This is a genomic window from Pseudomonas fluorescens, assembly GCF_018614655.1.
Classification (GTDB): Bacteria; Pseudomonadota; Gammaproteobacteria; order Pseudomonadales; family Pseudomonadaceae; genus Aquipseudomonas; species Aquipseudomonas fluorescens_BX.
Genome location: NZ_JAGGOG010000011.1, coordinates 246,952 through 262,402, shown reverse-complemented (window position 1 = coordinate 262,402; position 15,451 = coordinate 246,952). Strand labels below are relative to the sequence as shown.

The following is a 15,451-nucleotide window of genomic DNA, read 5'->3' as shown; positions in this document are numbered from 1 at the left end:
CTTGCCACGATGGACCTTTCAACGCTGCTTCTCTATATCCTCGCCGTCAGCGCCGTGATGATGACGCCTGGGCCTTCAATGCTCCTGGCGTTGAGCAATGGCGCCTCCAGGGGCATGCGGGTCGCCGGCTTCGGCATCGCGGGCGCGGCCTTGTCCGACCTGCTGTTGATCGGCGCCGTGGGTCTGGGGCTGGGGGCTTTACTCCAGGCCTCCGAACATCTGTTCTCACTGGTCAAATGGGTGGGCGCGCTGTACCTGCTGTACTTGGCCTGGGTGTTGTGGCGCGCGCCCACCCGGGCGTTGTCCGCGTCTGAAGTGACGAGCACCGCAAGTGGCCGTTCGGCGTTCCTGCGGGCGTTGTTCGTCGGGCTGTCGAACCCCAAAGGGTTGATCTTCTTTTCGGCGTTCCTGCCGCAATTCATCCAACCTGCCGAACCCGTTGCCCAGCAGTACCTGATATTGGCGGTGATCAGCGTGCTGATCGACTGCGTGATGATGAGCGTCTACGCCATCGGTGGGCGCCACGCCATGCGCAGGTTTTCATCCAGGGTGATGCAGTGGGTCAACCGCAGTTGCGCGGGCATCCTGGTGCTGCTGGCGTTGGGGCTGACCTTGTATCGGCGCCAGGACGCCCATTGATCATGGCCGCTGCGGCTTGACCGACGTGCCAAAGGTATTGCCCATGCGCACGCGGGTGGCGGCCGGCGTCGAGAGGCCGACCTGATTTGGTGGGCGATTTTCGATGGGCACGTTCTGCGCTTCTTTATTCTTCTGTGTGGCCTTGGCTGCCTGCGGGTTGTTGCCCATCTGTTGGCTCAGGCAACCATAGTCCGGCGCCTTATAGCCATCGACCTTGACCTCGGTACAGCCGCTAGGGGCCTCCTCGGCAATGGCGACCAACGGCACGCCAGCGCACAGCAGCAGGCCGGCAAGGGTCAGGAGAAGCTTCATTTTTCGCCTCCATGCGGCCTCGAAGAAGTAAGCCGTTATGGGCTGCAAGTGTAGTGCACGGCACTTGGCGAAACGGTGATGTTTTTTTGCAATCACCGTAACATCAGATTCATAAACTGGCCTCAGGATGACGGTTTTCTAGGACACGTCAGCCGTGCAGCGATGCAGAGCAAGGGTCGAGCGGGGGGCTTGGAGGCACGCGGCTTTCGTGGGCGCTTGCCTGCTCCTGCTGTTTCTGGCGTTACCGGTGCTCGTGCGTGCGGCGCCGCTTGAAGTGTCGCCCTTGATCAATCTGGACCTGCCGGCACAGAACCTGGCGCCTGCCCTGGAAGCGTTCAGTCGGGCGACCGGGATGGCGGTGCTGGTGGACCGTGAACTGACGCGGGGACGGCGCTCGATTGGGGTACACGGGCGTTACAGTGCACCGCAGGCCTTGGGCGTATTACTGACAGGAACTGGCTTGATGGCGCGTTATGCCCGCAGCGATGCGTTCACCCTGCAGGTACCCGAGGTCAGTACGCCTGCGTTGACTCGGGGGCCAAAGGCGCGTGGCACGACGCGAATCAACAGCAGCTACGCCACGGCCTTGCAACGGGCCATCGAGCGCAGCTTGTGCCGTTCGCCGCTGACCCGCCCGGGCAGCTTTCGCGCCCTGGTTCAGGTGTGGGTCAACCATGACGGTCTCATCGAACACAGTTTCCTGGTCACCTCAACCGGTGATGTTCAGCGCGACGAGGTGTTGGTTCGTACCCTCGCCAGTACCCACGTCGAACGTCCGGCACCGAGCTCGTTGCGCTTGCCGGTCACTTTACTTTTGATGCCCGACACCACAGGAAAACGCATGGAATGCACAGCAGGGGAAGGAGTTTCGGGGGCATGAAAGACACCGGGCACAGTCCGATGGTCAGGTTGTTCCTGGCGTCCTACGAGGACTTCAGGGTGCGCTTGCGCAAACGCCTGGGGTCGGAGGACCTGGCCAACGATGTCCTGCATGAAACCTACCTGCGGGTCGACCGCATGGACGAGCCGCCGAACCTGCTGCAACCCAATGCCTATCTGTACCGCATCGCCTTGAACATCGCCGCTGACCGGCGCCAGGCGGATGCCCGGCTGTTGACCGGCAGTGAAGTCGAAGAGCTGCTGCAGACAGTGGACGAAGCCCAGGACCCCTCTCGGGTGGTGGGTGGCCAGAAAGAAATCCAGTCTCTGGTCAAGGCCCTCTACGAACTGCCGGCGCGGCGACGCAAGATCCTCATTGCCGCTCGGTTGGAAGAGGCGCCGCACCTGGAAATTTCCCAGCGTTTCGGCATCTCTACCCGCATGGTCGAGAAGGAAATCAAGGCGGCCCTGGGGCACTGCGCACAGCGTCTTGAAAGAAAAGTGGTCCAGCGGTTCGGTCCCGGTGCCGGAAAACCGTCTTAAGTGTTGAGCCCCTAGAAAAACCCGTGAGTACCTGCGCGCTTGAACATTTTTAACCTCTCCACTGCTCGGGATACACCAGACAGCCAACTGCGCGGCGAAGCCCGGGACTGGCTGGTTCTCCTGACCTCGGGCCAGGCCACCGTCGCCGATGCCAAGGCCTTGCGCCAGTGGTGCGCCCAGAGCCCCGAGCATGCCCAGGCCTTCGAGCAGGCCAAGGTGTTGTGGCACCAATTGGCACCTGCCGCCGAGCAGCAGCAACCGCGTCATTTCGGGCGGCGTGCCTTTCTGGGCGGAGCGATTGCAGCGTCGGCGGCGCTGTTTATGGTACGGCTCTCGGTGCCCGGCGGTTTTGCCGGGCTCACGGCGGACTATCGCACCGAAGTGGGCGAACAACGCCGGGTCGAGTTGGGTGACGGCGTCAGCCTGGAGCTCAATACTCAGACCCGTATCAGCCGTCGCGAGCAGGGCATCGAGTTGCTGGAAGGAGAGGTCGAGGTGATGGCCGGTGCCGAGCAGCCGCTGAGGGTCCAGGCGGGCACCGGCTGGGTTACCGCCGCCCGGGCGCGCTTCAATGTTCGCAATACCGATTACAGCGTCTGCGTGACCTGTATCGACGGTTCACTGTTGGTACAGGTCGCCGGGCGCAGTGTGCGCCTGGGCAGCGGCAGCCAATTGAGTTACGACGCTGCCGGGCTGGGTGAACCGGTGACCGTGGATACCCAGGCGGTGATCGCCTGGCGCGAGCAGGTGCTGGTGTTCAACAACGCGACCCTGAACACTGTGATTGACGAGATCAACCGTTATCGCCCGGGGATGCTGGTGCTGCTCAATGCCGAGCTGGGCAAGCGGCGGGTGCAGGCGCGTTTCAACCTCAACCAGTTGGCGGGTGTGGCGTTGCTGATTCGGGATGCCTACGGTGCCAAGTGCACGGAGTTGCCGGGTGGGGTGGTGTTGTTGAGTTAGCTTTTTGTAGCCGCTATTGCAAAGGCCCCAACACCTGCCGATACCGTTCAACCCCCTGAGGCGTCTCACGCACCAGGCGGATCTCCATCCCCTGCGGATTCTCCTGCCGGTTCCCGCTCAATTGCCGCCACCCTTTGTCCGCATCCCAGACCCGAACCTGCACATCACTCACCTGGTTCAGCACCGCCACCGCATCCCGGGGCGCGGGCAGTGGGTACCTGTCCTGTGGCGGCGCGACCGCCCGGTACAACGTGTCGCCCTTGAGCCACCAATGCACCCGTTGCAAGCCGATGTCCGGGTTCGCTGCACTGCGGATCAGCTCCAGGCGAAAGCCCTTGCTGTCGGAACTGCGCACCGTCAATGCTGGCAGGGCACCCGGAGCCGGGCCCGGGGTTTCGGCGTTGTCCGGTAGCGCCAACTCAATCCCGGCCCGCAGGCTGACGTCTTGTTGCAACTGATTCAGTGCCCTCAACAACACCTCGGTCTGTTCGGTGCTGGCTTGCAAGTGACTGTCGGCGCGGGTGACGCTGTCCAGGCCACGCCAGGCGATCAGGCTGACCACCGCCATCAGCATGATCGCCACCATGACCTCGATCAGCGTGAAACCGTTCTGCCGGTTCTTCATGGCTGGTTCACCACCCGCAGCAATCCAGCGGCGTCCCTTTGCAGGCTGAGGCTATGTTGCCCATCGGATAACACCACGTGCAGGGGCGGGTTGATCCATTCGGCATTGAGTATCAGGATTTGCCGGGGCTCGATGCGTACTTGCATCGGCGTGCTGTCCCAGGGGCGCGGGCGCAGTTGCTCGTCGCGGTTGAAGTACTCCACGCCGAGGCCGTCGTCCGTCGGTCGGCTGAAACGGAAACCCTTGGCGTCCGCCCGCCAGGTGATTGCGCGGCCGTCGGCACGGGCTTCGGCCTGGGCCACTTGCAACAGCTGGCTCAAACGCTCGGCATCCTTGCGCAGCAGGCGCAGTGGGTCTGGCTTGATGCTCAGGCTGATGGCGGCGCTGGCGATGCCGATGATCACCAGCACCACCATCAGCTCGATCAAGGTGAAGCCCTGTTGTTTGACTCGGGTCATGGTGCGCTCCCAGGCGTTGATTCGATCCTGCACGATGAACATGATGAGTCTGTGAAATAAAAACGTGCGAATTGATCTGTAGGCTGTCGGGACGGACAAACAGGAGGTCCCGCCCATGGCATTCGCCCATCGTTTTTCACCCGCCCAGGCCGTCCAGGCGTTGGCGTTGCTGACGGCACTGGCCGGGGTGGTGATCTGGACGCCGCTGCTGCTGACGTCCGCCGAATCCCACACCCCGGCGATCGCACCCCAGGCGCTGGCCGCCCGCAGCGATAACCCGGCGCGGCAATGGTTTTCCAATGTTCCGGCACCGCTGGACGTCAAGGTCACCGGCGTCCTGGCCGGTGCCCGTGGCGCGGTGGCGATCCTCAGCCTCAACGACGGCCCGCCCCGCAGCTTTCTGTCGGGCGAACGCCTCAGTCCGGGGGTACGCCTGGCGGCGATTGAAGGCGATGGGGTGGTGATCGAGCGCGGCAGTGAAAAGGTCCGGGTGAACCTCGCTAGGCAGCCAGACGCTCCTGTCTTGCCAACGCTCACTCGGCAATAACCTTGCTCACGGCGCCGCTTTCAAGGGCGGGCGCCCTAATAAGGTTTCCAGGCGCGCCAGGGGAGGTGCTTCGCGGGCGCTGTCCAGCACCTGCACGCTGACCCTGAACAGCCGGTCATCAGTGCTGGGATTGATCACCTGTTCGCAGCGCAGCCTGAGCCGCCCCTGATCACACTCGAAGACCTTTTTACCGGGACTCAAGCGACCCTCAAGGCGCAACTCCGCCAGGCGACTCTGTGCCGCCAACAGGGCCATCGACTTGTCCCGCAACAGCCCGTTGCTCTGGGTCATCAAGCCTGCCACGCGTACGGCTGCGGCCATCGCCACGGCAATAATCGCCAGCGCTACCAGCACTTCAATCAGGGTAAAGCCTTGCTCGTTGCGAGGGCCGCCCATGACGTGCTCCTGGTCGGGAAACAGCCCCGCAGATTAGCCCCGGAAGTTGACCGTTTGGTGACTAAAGCTCCCGAGGATTTTCAATACGACTGACATGTGTTCTTGCAACACTGCGCGGCGAAAAGCACTCAAGCCCAGGAATGTCGAGATGGATATCGCGCGCTTCACGTCCCCGTTGCCAGGCCCTCGCGGCCAGCGTGGCTTCACCCTGATCGAGATTATGGTGGTGGTGGTCATTCTCGGCATCCTGGCGGCGATGGTGGTGCCCAAGGTGCTTGATCGACCGGACCAGGCGCGTGCCACGGCCGCCAAGCAAGACATCGGCGGACTGATGCAGGCGCTGAAACTCTACCGCCTCGACCACGGCAGTTATCCGACAGCCACCCAAGGCCTGAAGGTGCTGGTGGAGCGCCCGGCGAATGCGAAAGACAGCAACTGGCGCGCCTATCTGGAGCGCTTGCCCAATGACCCTTGGGGTCGGCCTTACCACTACCTCAACCCGGGCGCCAATGGCGAAATCGATGTGTTCTCCCTGGGCGCCGACGGCCAACCGGATGGTGACGGTGTGAATGCCGATATCGGTTCCTGGCAGCTTTGATGAATGTCCATTCACAACGGGGTATGGCGATTATCAGCGCTTTGTTGATCGCCGCCGTGGTCGCGGTGATCGCCGGTGCGATGCTCACCCGGCAAACCGTCTTCATGCGCAGCCTGGAAGCCGAGCAACTGCGTATCCAGGGCCGCTGGGTATTGCAGGGCGGGCTGGAGATCAGCCGCCAGATGCTTTGGGATGCACGTCAGCGAGATGTTCTGACCCGACTTGACCAACCCTGGGCCAGGCCCATTGTCGGGCCCAAGGCGGCGAACCTTGGGGCGGCTTTCGAGGGGCGCCTGGTCGATGAGCAAGGCAAGTTCAACCTGAGCAACCTGGTCATCCGTCAGCAGCCGGACTTGGCCCAATTGCGCAGTTTCGAGCGCCTGTGCCAGTTGATCGGCGTTGATCCCGGCCTCAGTCAGCGCATCAGTCAGCGGGTGATCAGTTCCTATGATCAACGCTTGAGCAAACCGGGCTCCAGCGGGGCGGGCTTCAATAGCGGTCGAGACACGTCCCCAGGGGCGGATGACGACGTGCTGCCGGCCAAGCGGCCGATGTTGCGCAGCCTGGAAGACCTGGCGGATATCGACGGCCTGGGCCCGCGCCTGCTGCAACGGATGGCGGCCTATATCAGTGTGTTGCCCGGTAATACCTGGGTCAACGGCAACACCGCCAGCGCCGAAGTGCTCAGTGCCGTAGTGCCGGGGCTCGATCTGTCCCGGGCGCGAGCGCTGGTGGCCGAACGTGACGGCGGGCGCTGGTTCATCAATCGCGGGGACTTCGTCAACCGCTTGCGTTTGCCGCAGGTGGCGATGGACGAGGTTCAGGTAGGGATTACCAGTGAGTGGTTTCGCCTCCATGGCCAGGCCCGGCATGAGCAGCGCCGGGTCACACTTGACGCGCTGTTGTATCGCCCCGAGGACCGACAGCCCCAGGTGATCTGGTCACGGGTGGGTGCATGAGTCGCCTGCGTATTGCCTTGCCGCCGCTGGATCAGCTAAGTGTCGAAAGCCTGGTGCAGTTCGTTCGGCTGGACCGTGCCGGACGCATCACCGATGAAGGCCGCAGCAGCCTGGTGCAGTTGGGGCAGGCGCACAAGGCGGTGGCAACCGAGTGTTTTCTGCATCCCCGAGACAGTCAGCTGACCAGCCTGGAGTTGCCGCAGCTACCGGCGGCGAAAGTGGCCGCGGCGGTTGGGTGTGCGGCCCAGGCGTTGATTCTGGGGCCGATCGAACAGATGCACGTCGCCCACGGTCCTCGGGAGACTACCGGCCTGGTTCAGGTGGGTTGGTTGCCCCTGGTTAGCCTTGAGCAGTTGAACCGGGTCTTGACCCAGGCGCAGTTGAAAGTGCGCGGCCTGTACCCGGCGCCTTATGCCTTGCCGGTCCCTGCCGCAGGGCAATTGACCGTCGCACTGGTCGATGAACAGTTGTTGCTGCGCCACAGTTTGCAACAGGGCGCGGTGCATCCACTGGGGCCGCAGGCGCTGGACGAACTGCTGCGCAGCGGCACCGACCTGCACCAAGTGGCCGAAGGTGCGACGCAGCGCTTGAGTGGCACGCCGCCGGCCTGGGGTCTGCACGGCCGGCTCGAGGCCCCGGATGCAGGCGCCGCCGGTTGGGGCAGGGCGCTGGCCCTTACCGCGTTGGCGCTGACGGTCTGGACGCTGGGGCTGAACCTGTATGCCGCACGCCAGGTAGATGAAGGGCAACGACTCAAGGCGCACATGAGTGAGCAGGTCAAGCAGGCCTTCCCCGAACTGTCGATCATTCTCAACCCGTTGCAGCAGGCCCGCCAGCAACTGGCCGCGCGCCAGAATGGCGCGGTCGCAGACCCCGGCCAGCGCTTCACCAGCCTGTTGCAACTGGCGGGCAGCAACATGCCGTTTATGGTGGGCAGCGTTGAAACCCTGGTCTTCGAAGAAGGTCGGCTGCACCTGAGTCTGTTGGCTGACAGTCGCAGCCCTGCCGTGGAGGGTGACTGGCAAGCGATGTTGGCCGAGGCCGGTTTCAGCGCCACTCGCGACGATCAGGGCTGGACCCTCGTCCCGGCCACCGAGCAGGTCGACGCCGACGAATCTGCCGGAGACGACGATGATGAAGATGAAGATGAATAATTCTGCGTATCGCGCCCGCTGGCAACGCCTGCGCAACCAGGGCCAAGTGTTCTGGAATGGCCTGGCCTTGCGGGAAAAGCGCTTGGTCATGGGCGCGGCCCTGGTGCTGGTGGGCCTGCTGTCGTGGCTGCTGCTGATCCAGCCACCGCTGAAGAAACTCGATTACTGGCAAGCCGAGACTCCGAAACTGCGGGCCCAGGCCGAGACCTTGCAGGCTTTATTGCAGACCGCCACCCCCAACCATCGAGCGCTCGCCGGGCAAGACCTGGAGGCAGCCCTGCGTCAGGCCCTCGACGACGCCGGGCTCAAGGGATGCTATCAATTACAGGCCGCCGAAGACGCTGGCCCCGGCAGTTGGCGCCTGACCTTTCAAGAGGCACCGGCGGATGCCGTGGTGGGCTGGCTGCTGGACAACACCCGCGCATTTTCCCTGGACGTGTCCGAGGCCCGCTTGCAACGGGCAGGCACGGCCATCGCTGAAGACGCGGCCGGCACATTATCCGGCACCGTTCGCATGGATCAGGCGCCTGGCGCTAAGGAAGCTTCATGAAGTGGTCTGTTTCCAACGCTGCGCGTTACCGCACGGTCGCGCCCCTGTTGCTGCTGGCATTGGGGGCGTGCAGCACCAATCAATCACCCACACCCAAACCCTTGCTGGTGGACAGTCAGCTCGGCCAGCCTTTGGCCGATACCCGACGTAGCGGCGACACAACGCTCGATCATAAACCGACGCTCAGCCCACTGGAGCAACGGCCTCGGGTGCTGCATCCGGTGACCAACAACGCCGCTGGCCATGCAGTCGCCCCCAGCAGAGCGGTGCGCAACCCCTTGGGTGACCAACCGGTGCAATTGAACTTTGTCGACGCGGATATTCAGGCGGTGGTTCGTGCCCTGTCCCGTGCCACTGGCCAGCAATTCCTGGTGGACCCCCGGGTCAAGGGCAACCTGACCCTGGTCAGCGAAGGCCAGGTGCCGGCGCACCAGGCCTACGATATGTTGCTGGCGGCACTGCGCATGCAGGGCTTCAGCGTGGTGGACGTCGACGGGGTGTCCCAGGTGGTGCCGGAAGCCGATGCCAAACTGTTGGGCGGACCGGTCTACACACCTGGCAGCGCCGGTGGCAACGGCATGCAGACCCGTACCTTTCGCCTGCAATACGAAAACGCGGTCAACCTGATTCCGGTATTGCGCCCGATTGTGTCGCCGAACAACCCGATCAACGCATACCCCGGCAACAACAGCATCGTCATCACCGACTACGCCGAAAACCTGACACGGGTGGCGCAGATCATCGCCGGTATCGACACCCCGAGCGCGATTGACACCGATGTGGTGGCGGTGCAGAACGGGATTGCCGTGGACATCGCGGCGATGGTTTCCGAACTGCTGGAAAACCAGGGCGCCGACCAGACCCAGAAAATCAATGTGATCGGCGACCCGCGCTCCAACTCGATCATCATCCGCGCCGGCAGCCCGGAGCGCACGGAGCTGGCGCGCAACCTGATCTACAAACTGGACAATGCCCAGAGCAACCCGAGCAATATGCACGTGGTGTACCTGCGCAACGCCCAGGCCGGCAAGTTGGCTCAGTCCCTGCGCGGTTTGCTGACCGGTGAAAGCGAGAGCGGCGTGAGCGACAACGCCCGTTCCAAGCTGAGCAGCATGGGTGGCAACGGGCAGAGCGGCCAGGGCAGTTCGCAAGGCAGCAGCGGTACGTCCACCGGCAGTGGCAGCTCCTCGGGCAGCAGTGGCTATGGCCAGGGTACCAGTGCCTCCAGCAGCCAGGGTGCGAGCCCTTCGCCTAACGATCAGAACACCGCGTTCAGTGCCGGTGGCGTGACGATTCAGGCGGACGCGACCACCAACACCCTGTTGATCTCGGCGCCTGATCCGCTGTACCGCAACCTGCGGGAAGTCATCGACATGCTCGACCAGCGCCGGGCGCAGGTGGTGATCGAAAGCCTGATCGTCGAAGTGGGCGAGGACGATGCCAGTGAGTTCGGCGTGCAGTGGCAGGCGGGCAATCTGGGAGGTAAGGGCGGGTTTGGCGGGGTCAATCTCGGTGGCAGCGGACTCAATGGTGCACCCGCCAGCAAGACCAGCATTGACGTGCTGCCCAAGGGCCTGAATATCGGCCTGGTCAACGGTACCGTCGACATTCCAGGGATCGGCAAGGTGCTCGACCTCAAGGTCCTGGCCCGTGCACTCAAGAGCAAGGGCGGCACCAATGTGTTGTCGACACCTAACTTGCTGACCCTGGATAACGAGGCAGCGAGTATTTTTGTCGGGCAGACCATCCCTTTTGTCACCGGCAGTTATGTGACCGGGGGCGGTGGGACCAGCAATAACCCGTTCCAGACGGTGCAGCGCGAGGAGGTGGGGCTCAAGCTCAATGTGCGGCCGCAGATTTCCGAGGGCGGTACAGTGAAGCTGGACATCTACCAGGAGGTCAGCAGTGTCGATTCGCGGGCCTCGGTAGAGGCCGGGACGGTGACCAACAAACGCGCGATCGATACCAGCATCTTGCTGGATGATGGGCAGATCATGGTGCTGGGGGGGCTGTTGCAGGACGGGTATAGCCAGAGCAACGACGCGGTGCCATGGCTGTCGGATATTCCGGGGCTGGGGGCGTTGTTCAGGAACGAAAAGCGCAGTGTGACGAAGACCAATCTAATGGTGTTTTTGCGGCCTTATATTATTCGGGACAGTGGGGCGGGGCGCAGCATTACGTTGAACCGGTATGAGTTTATGCGCCGGGCGCAAGGAGAGTTGCAACCGGAGCGTAGTTGGGCCATGCCGGATGTGCAGGCGCCGCAGTTGCCTTCGGTGGAGAAGGCGATTCCGGGGGCGACGCGAGCGGTGATCAGGGCGGTGCCGATTGAGGGGAGTACACGCCAGTGATGATGGCGGACGCCCAAAGGAAGGTGTTATGAGCTTGCTGCCTTACGTCTGGGCCAAGTCCCAGCGCATCCTCCTGCGCCCGGGTGAGGAGGGCCCGTTGCTGACCATTTGCCCCTCGACCCCCGGCTGGTCCATCAATGAAGTCCATCGCCAGTTCGGCCCAACCTCTCTGGAGCACGTGCGCGACGACGAACTTGACGGCCTGCTGGCCAGTTCTTATGCCGACACTGGCAGCGCCGCCGCCGTGGTGGGCGCCGCTGAGAACGAAGTCGATCTCGACCGCCTGATGCAAGATATGCCGGAAATCACTGACCTGCTGGACACCCAGGACGGTGCGCCGGTGATTCGCATGATCAACGCCTTGCTGACCCAGGCCGCCCGCGACGAAGCCAGTGATATCCACATTGAGCCCTATGAAAGTCACTCTGTGGTGCGCTACCGCGTCGACGGCACCTTGCGTGATGTGGTGTCGCCCCGCAAGGCGCTGCACGGCGCATTGGTGTCGCGGATCAAGATCATGGCCCAGCTCGACATCGCCGAAAAACGCCTGCCCCAGGACGGTCGCATTGCCCTGCGGGTAGCAGGGCGGCCTATCGATATTCGGGTATCGACGGTGCCCACCGGCCATGGCGAACGGGTGGTGATGCGTTTGCTGGATAAGCAGGCCGGACGGTTGCAACTGGAAACCCTGGGCATGGAGGCGCAGCTATTGGCCAGGCTCGATACGCTGATTCGCCAGCCCCATGGCATCGTGCTGGTCACCGGGCCCACGGGCAGCGGCAAGACCACCAGTTTGTACGCCGCCCTGGCGCGGCTGGACGCCAGCACCAGCAATATCCTCACCGTGGAAGACCCGGTGGAATACGACTTGCCGGGTATCAGCCAGATCCAGGTCAACGCCAAGATCGACATGACGTTCGCCCTGGCCTTGCGGGCGATTCTGCGGCAGGACCCGGACATCATCATGATCGGTGAAATTCGTGACCTGGAAACTGCACAAATCGCCGTGCAAGCCTCGCTGACCGGGCATTTGGTGCTCGCGACCCTGCATACCAACGACGCGGTGTCGGCGGTCAACCGCTTGATCGACATGGGCGTCGAACCCTTTTTGCTGGCCTCATCTCTGCTCGGTGTGTTGGCCCAGCGCCTGGTGCGCCGCCTGTGCCCGCACTGCAAGGAAGAAGACCCCGCGAACCCCGGCACCTGGCGCCCGGTGGGCTGCGTTCACTGCAACCAGATCGGCTACAGCGGTCGAACGGGCATCCACGAATTGTTCTGCATTGACGATGACCTGCGCGGCCTGATCCACCAGGGCGCCGGCGAGCAGGATCTGCGAGCTGCCGCGCGGCGGGCAGGGATGTTGAGCATGCGTGAGGACGGCGAACGCTGGGTGCGCAGCGGCGCCACCGCACCCGAAGAAATCCTGCGTGTGACACGGGACGCCTGATGAATCGCTACCGCTATGAAGCCGCCGATGCCACCGGCAAACTCGAATCCGGCCACCTGGAAGCCGATAGCCAGAGCGGCGCCTTTGCCCACTTGCGCAGCCGCGGGCTGACCGCCTTGTTGGTGCAGATCGAGGACAACCACCCCACGGCCAACACGGGTGGATTGTTCAGTGCCAAGCTATCGGACAACGACTTGGCGTGGGCCACTCGCCAACTGGCGAGTTTGCTGGGGGCCAGCCTGCCGTTGGAAGCGGCCCTCAGTGCCACGGTGGAGCAGGCCGAGCGCAAGCACATCGCGCAGATCCTCAGTAGCGTGCGTGCCGATGTGCGCAGCGGTATGCGTCTGGCCGACGCCTTGGCGGCGCGGCCGCGGGATTTTCCGTCGATCTACCGGGCGCTGATCGCGGCGGGGGAGGAGTCCGGTGACCTGGCCCAGGTCATGGAGCGCCTGGCGGACTACATCGAGGAGCGCAACAATTTGCGGGGCAAGATCCTCACGGCGTTCATCTATCCGGGGGTGGTCGGGCTGGTGTCCATCGGCATCGTGATTTTCCTGTTGAGCTACGTGGTGCCGCAAGTGGTCAGTGCCTTTTCCCAGGCGCGCCAGGACCTGCCGGGGCTGACCCTGGCGATGCTCAATGCCAGCGACTTTATCCGCGCCTGGGGCTGGTTGTGTTTTGCCGTGCTGGTAGGCGGCTTCTGGAGTTGGCGCCTGTACCTGCGCAACCCGGTGGCGCGCTTGAGCTGGCACAGTCGAGTCCTGCGGTTGCCGCTGATCGGGCGCTTTGTACTGGGGCTCAATACCGCACGGTTTGCCTCCACACTGGCGATTCTGGGTGGCGCCGGGGTGCCGTTGTTGCGGGCGTTGGAGGCGGCGCGTCAGACCTTGTCCAACGATCGCCTGAGCCAATGCGTCACCGAGGCCACTGCCAAGGTGCGCGAAGGCGTCAACCTGGCACCGGCCCTGGCGGTGGAAAAGGTGTTCCCGCCGGTGCTCATCCACCTGATTGCCAGCGGCGAAAAAACCGGCTCGTTGCCGCCGATGCTTGAACGCGCCGCGCAAACCCTGTCCCGGGACATAGAGCGGCGGGCCATGGGCATGACGGCGTTACTCGAACCCTTGATGATCGTGGTGATGGGCGCGGTGGTGCTGGTGATCGTCATGGCGGTGTTGTTGCCGATCATCGAGATCAATCAGTTGGTCACCTAGACCGCAACGTCACCGGGCAAACGTGGGGTCGTTCCATTTGATCCCCCCGTAGCAGCTGTCGAGCCTTGGCGAGGCTGCGTAGGGTGCAACTCGGCTTGGGAACAGTGGCGCGGCCTACGTAGCCTCGCCAAGGCTCGACAACTGCTACGGCGAATAACTCCGCCCCTGGAACCCGACTCCACACTACCCAACCTCGGGTTCCTTGTTCTGTCATCTGCAACACCCTTCGACACAGCGCATGCGGCCTGCAGCCAAGGGCTGAAAAAATCGAGTGAAACCTCGCTGTCACCTGGGCCGAAACCGTCCGCTTTTGTTGCCGAAACACCCGAGAATCTATTTGAAAATCAAGGGTTTTCTCCCGAGGTTTTTTCCTTTAGCTGTCATCGGAAACTGCGAACTTCTTCGCCATGGCCTCACCTTCAAGTCACCCCTGATCCAGGCTTGGGACCGGAGCGCCATAGCGTCATGCAAGAGCCATCTACTCAACGTACGAATACGACGAAAGGAGCATCTTCATGTTTAAGCGCAATGTTCTCGCGGTATCCATGACCCTCGCTGCCCTGTGCACCGCCCAGGCGGCCATGGCTGACATCAACGGTGGCGGTGCAACGCTGCCACAGCCGCTGTACCAGACTGCCGGTGTATTGACTGCCGGTTTTGCCCCGTACATCGGTGTGGGTAGCGGTAAAGGCAAGCTGGCTTTCCTGAACAACGACTACAGCCAATTGGGTGCCGGTACCAAGAACGTGCATTGGGCGGGTAGCGACTCCAAGCTGACTAACACTGAACTGACTAACTACGCCAGCGCCCACGGCGCGGCCTGGGGCAAGTTGATCCAGGTGCCGTCGGTGGCCACGTCGGTTGCCATTCCGTTCAACAAGGCAGGCGCCACCGCAGTCAACCTGAGCGTCAATGAGCTGTGCGGTGTGTTCTCCGGTCGTTTGACCACCTGGGACCAGATCCCTACCTCCGGCCGCACCGGTAACCTGACGGTGGTTTACCGCAACGAGAGCAGCGGTACCACTGAGCTGTTCACCCGCTTCCTGAAAGCCAAGTGCGCCGAAACCGGCACCTTCGCCGTCACCACCAACTTCGCCAGCAGCTACTCGGGTGGCCTGCCAGCTGGTGCCGTACCTGCAGTCACCAGCCAAGGCGTCATGGATGCGCTGAATGCTGCTGACAGCCGCATCACTTACATGAGCCCTGACTACGCCGCACCGACCCTGGCCGGCCTGGATGACGCTACCAAAGTCGCCCAGATCGGTGGTGTTTCGCCTAACCCTGCCAACGTCTCGGTTGCCATCGGCAACGTTGCCCCGCCTGCCGTCGCTGACCGTGGCACCCAGAACCTCTGGGTTCCAGTGTTTGGCGCTGCCGACCCACTTGATCCAAGCGTCGTGCCTTACCCAACCGATGGCTACCCAATCCTGGGCTTCACCAACCTGATCTTCAGCCAGTGCTACGCCGATGCGACCCAAACCTCGCAAGTGCGTGCTTTCTTCAGCCGTCACTACGGTTCGAGCACATTGACCAACAACGACAACGCCATCAAGAACAACCGCTTCGTGCCACTGCCAGCCAACTGGAAAACCGCCGTTCGTGACACCTTCGTCACTGCAACCAACGGCTTGAGCATCGGCAACACCAGCGTCTGCAACGCCATCGGTCGTCCGCTGTAACCCTTGCTTTCATTGATACGCAATGCCTGATCAGCAACGGCCTGTGCCGTTGCTGATTTTTTTTGCGCAACGTTCTCGCGGCGTGCAGCGCGTCCATATGAATTTTCCGTGACAGAAGTTCAGTCCCGCCCCTCGCCAAC

Annotated in this window: 17 protein-coding genes; 13 read left to right on the top strand and 4 right to left on the bottom strand. The window is 62.9% G+C overall.

The features are described from left to right. The first annotated feature begins 9 nt into the window (after positions 1-9). A complete protein-coding gene (locus J7E41_RS11545; RefSeq protein ID WP_214992935.1) occupies positions 10-639 on the top strand; it encodes a LysE family translocator in 630 nt (209 codons plus the stop codon). Here J7E41_RS11545 and J7E41_RS11540 read toward each other — a convergent pair whose 3' ends face one another. Next, positions 640-951, bottom strand: a complete 312-nt coding sequence (locus J7E41_RS11540) for a hypothetical protein (RefSeq protein WP_214992933.1) — start codon at positions 949-951, stop codon at positions 640-642. A 235-nt stretch (positions 952-1,186) separates the two neighbouring features. On the opposite strand from J7E41_RS11540, the gene J7E41_RS11535 reads away from it, so the two are divergent. Genes J7E41_RS11535 through J7E41_RS11525 form a run of 3 tightly spaced genes read left to right on the top strand, consistent with a single transcriptional unit; the run spans position 1,187 to position 3,336 of the window. Next, positions 1,187-1,831 carry an STN domain-containing protein gene (locus J7E41_RS11535; protein ID WP_251029462.1) on the top strand — a complete coding sequence of 215 codons (645 nt, stop codon included), beginning with the start codon at positions 1,187-1,189 and terminating at the stop codon, positions 1,829-1,831. Beyond that, positions 1,828-2,373, top strand: coding sequence for an RNA polymerase sigma factor (locus tag J7E41_RS11530; RefSeq protein WP_214992931.1), 546 nt, complete (start codon positions 1,828-1,830; stop codon positions 2,371-2,373). The genes J7E41_RS11535 and J7E41_RS11530 overlap by 4 nt, the downstream gene beginning before the upstream one ends. Before the next feature lie 39 nt (positions 2,374-2,412). Then, on the top strand, positions 2,413-3,336 hold the full coding sequence (locus J7E41_RS11525; protein ID WP_214992928.1) for a FecR family protein: 924 nt from the start codon (positions 2,413-2,415) through the stop codon (positions 3,334-3,336). 13 nt (positions 3,337-3,349) lie between these two features. On the opposite strand, the gene J7E41_RS11520 is transcribed toward J7E41_RS11525, so the two are convergent. Next, positions 3,350-3,961, bottom strand: a complete 612-nt coding sequence (locus tag J7E41_RS11520) for a type II secretion system protein GspJ (RefSeq protein WP_214992924.1) — start codon at positions 3,959-3,961, stop codon at positions 3,350-3,352. Then, on the bottom strand, positions 3,958-4,419 hold the full coding sequence (gene gspH / locus J7E41_RS11515; protein ID WP_214992921.1) for a type II secretion system minor pseudopilin GspH: 462 nt from the start codon (positions 4,417-4,419) through the stop codon (positions 3,958-3,960). Before gspH ends, J7E41_RS11520 begins: the two co-directional genes overlap by 4 nt. Before the next feature lie 115 nt (positions 4,420-4,534). Here gspH and J7E41_RS11510 point away from each other — a divergent pair, with 115 nt between their 5' ends. Further along, on the top strand, positions 4,535-4,966 hold the full coding sequence (locus J7E41_RS11510; protein WP_214992914.1) for a type II secretion system protein N: 432 nt from the start codon (positions 4,535-4,537) through the stop codon (positions 4,964-4,966). 6 nt (positions 4,967-4,972) lie between these two features. Here J7E41_RS11510 and gspI read toward each other — a convergent pair whose 3' ends face one another. Next, positions 4,973-5,362 (bottom strand): type II secretion system minor pseudopilin GspI, encoded by a 390-nt coding sequence (gene gspI / locus J7E41_RS11505; RefSeq protein WP_214992912.1) that lies wholly within the window; start codon positions 5,360-5,362, stop codon positions 4,973-4,975. Positions 5,363-5,510: 148 nt separating this feature from the next. On the opposite strand from gspI, the gene gspG reads away from it, so the two are divergent. The 8 genes from gspG to J7E41_RS11465 all read left to right on the top strand — a co-directional run bounded on the left by gspG (position 5,511) and on the right by J7E41_RS11465 (position 15,311). Then, positions 5,511-5,960, top strand: coding sequence for a type II secretion system major pseudopilin GspG (gspG, locus tag J7E41_RS11500; protein WP_214992909.1), 450 nt, complete (start codon positions 5,511-5,513; stop codon positions 5,958-5,960). Then, positions 5,960-6,919 carry a type II secretion system minor pseudopilin GspK gene (gene gspK, locus J7E41_RS11495; protein ID WP_214992907.1) on the top strand — a complete coding sequence of 320 codons (960 nt, stop codon included), beginning with the start codon at positions 5,960-5,962 and terminating at the stop codon, positions 6,917-6,919. Before gspG ends, gspK begins: the two co-directional genes overlap by 1 nt. Further along, complete coding sequence (gene gspL / locus J7E41_RS11490; RefSeq protein WP_214992905.1) at positions 6,916-8,073, top strand: type II secretion system protein GspL; 1,158 nt, start codon at positions 6,916-6,918, stop codon at positions 8,071-8,073. The genes gspK and gspL overlap by 4 nt, the downstream gene beginning before the upstream one ends. Then, positions 8,060-8,623, top strand: a complete 564-nt coding sequence (gene gspM / locus J7E41_RS11485; protein WP_435304122.1) for a type II secretion system protein GspM — start codon at positions 8,060-8,062, stop codon at positions 8,621-8,623. Before gspL ends, gspM begins: the two co-directional genes overlap by 14 nt. Then, positions 8,620-10,974 (top strand): type II secretion system secretin GspD, encoded by a 2,355-nt coding sequence (gspD, locus tag J7E41_RS11480; protein WP_214992901.1) that lies wholly within the window; start codon positions 8,620-8,622, stop codon positions 10,972-10,974. Before gspM ends, gspD begins: the two co-directional genes overlap by 4 nt. 28 nt (positions 10,975-11,002) lie before the next feature. Further along, positions 11,003-12,421 carry a type II secretion system ATPase GspE gene (gene gspE, locus J7E41_RS11475; RefSeq protein WP_214992899.1) on the top strand — a complete coding sequence of 473 codons (1,419 nt, stop codon included), beginning with the start codon at positions 11,003-11,005 and terminating at the stop codon, positions 12,419-12,421. Continuing rightward, complete coding sequence (gene gspF / locus J7E41_RS11470; protein WP_214992897.1) at positions 12,421-13,632, top strand: type II secretion system inner membrane protein GspF; 1,212 nt, start codon at positions 12,421-12,423, stop codon at positions 13,630-13,632. The genes gspE and gspF overlap by 1 nt, the downstream gene beginning before the upstream one ends. Before the next feature lie 515 nt (positions 13,633-14,147). Beyond that, positions 14,148-15,311, top strand: a complete 1,164-nt coding sequence (locus tag J7E41_RS11465) for a substrate-binding domain-containing protein (RefSeq protein ID WP_214992895.1) — start codon at positions 14,148-14,150, stop codon at positions 15,309-15,311. The last annotated feature ends 140 nt before the right edge of the window (positions 15,312-15,451 follow it).

Coding starts and splice junctions, on each gene's coding strand:
- J7E41_RS11545 (WP_214992935.1), top strand. CDS start 10: ATGGACCTTTCAACGCTGCTTCTCTATATCCTCGCCGTCAGCGCCGTG.
- J7E41_RS11540 (WP_214992933.1), bottom strand. CDS start 951: ATGAAGCTTCTCCTGACCCTTGCCGGCCTGCTGCTGTGCGCTGGCGTG.
- J7E41_RS11530 (WP_214992931.1), top strand. CDS start 1,828: ATGAAAGACACCGGGCACAGTCCGATGGTCAGGTTGTTCCTGGCGTCC.
- J7E41_RS11520 (WP_214992924.1), bottom strand. CDS start 3,961: ATGAAGAACCGGCAGAACGGTTTCACGCTGATCGAGGTCATGGTGGCG.
- gspH (WP_214992921.1), bottom strand. CDS start 4,419: ATGACCCGAGTCAAACAACAGGGCTTCACCTTGATCGAGCTGATGGTG.
- J7E41_RS11510 (WP_214992914.1), top strand. CDS start 4,535: ATGGCATTCGCCCATCGTTTTTCACCCGCCCAGGCCGTCCAGGCGTTG.
- gspI (WP_214992912.1), bottom strand. CDS start 5,362: ATGGGCGGCCCTCGCAACGAGCAAGGCTTTACCCTGATTGAAGTGCTG.
- gspG (WP_214992909.1), top strand. CDS start 5,511: ATGGATATCGCGCGCTTCACGTCCCCGTTGCCAGGCCCTCGCGGCCAG.
- gspK (WP_214992907.1), top strand. CDS start 5,960: ATGAATGTCCATTCACAACGGGGTATGGCGATTATCAGCGCTTTGTTG.
- gspL (WP_214992905.1), top strand. CDS start 6,916: ATGAGTCGCCTGCGTATTGCCTTGCCGCCGCTGGATCAGCTAAGTGTC.
- gspM (WP_435304122.1), top strand. CDS start 8,060: ATGAAGATGAATAATTCTGCGTATCGCGCCCGCTGGCAACGCCTGCGC.
- gspD (WP_214992901.1), top strand. CDS start 8,620: ATGAAGTGGTCTGTTTCCAACGCTGCGCGTTACCGCACGGTCGCGCCC.
- gspE (WP_214992899.1), top strand. CDS start 11,003: ATGAGCTTGCTGCCTTACGTCTGGGCCAAGTCCCAGCGCATCCTCCTG.
- gspF (WP_214992897.1), top strand. CDS start 12,421: ATGAATCGCTACCGCTATGAAGCCGCCGATGCCACCGGCAAACTCGAA.
- J7E41_RS11465 (WP_214992895.1), top strand. CDS start 14,148: ATGTTTAAGCGCAATGTTCTCGCGGTATCCATGACCCTCGCTGCCCTG.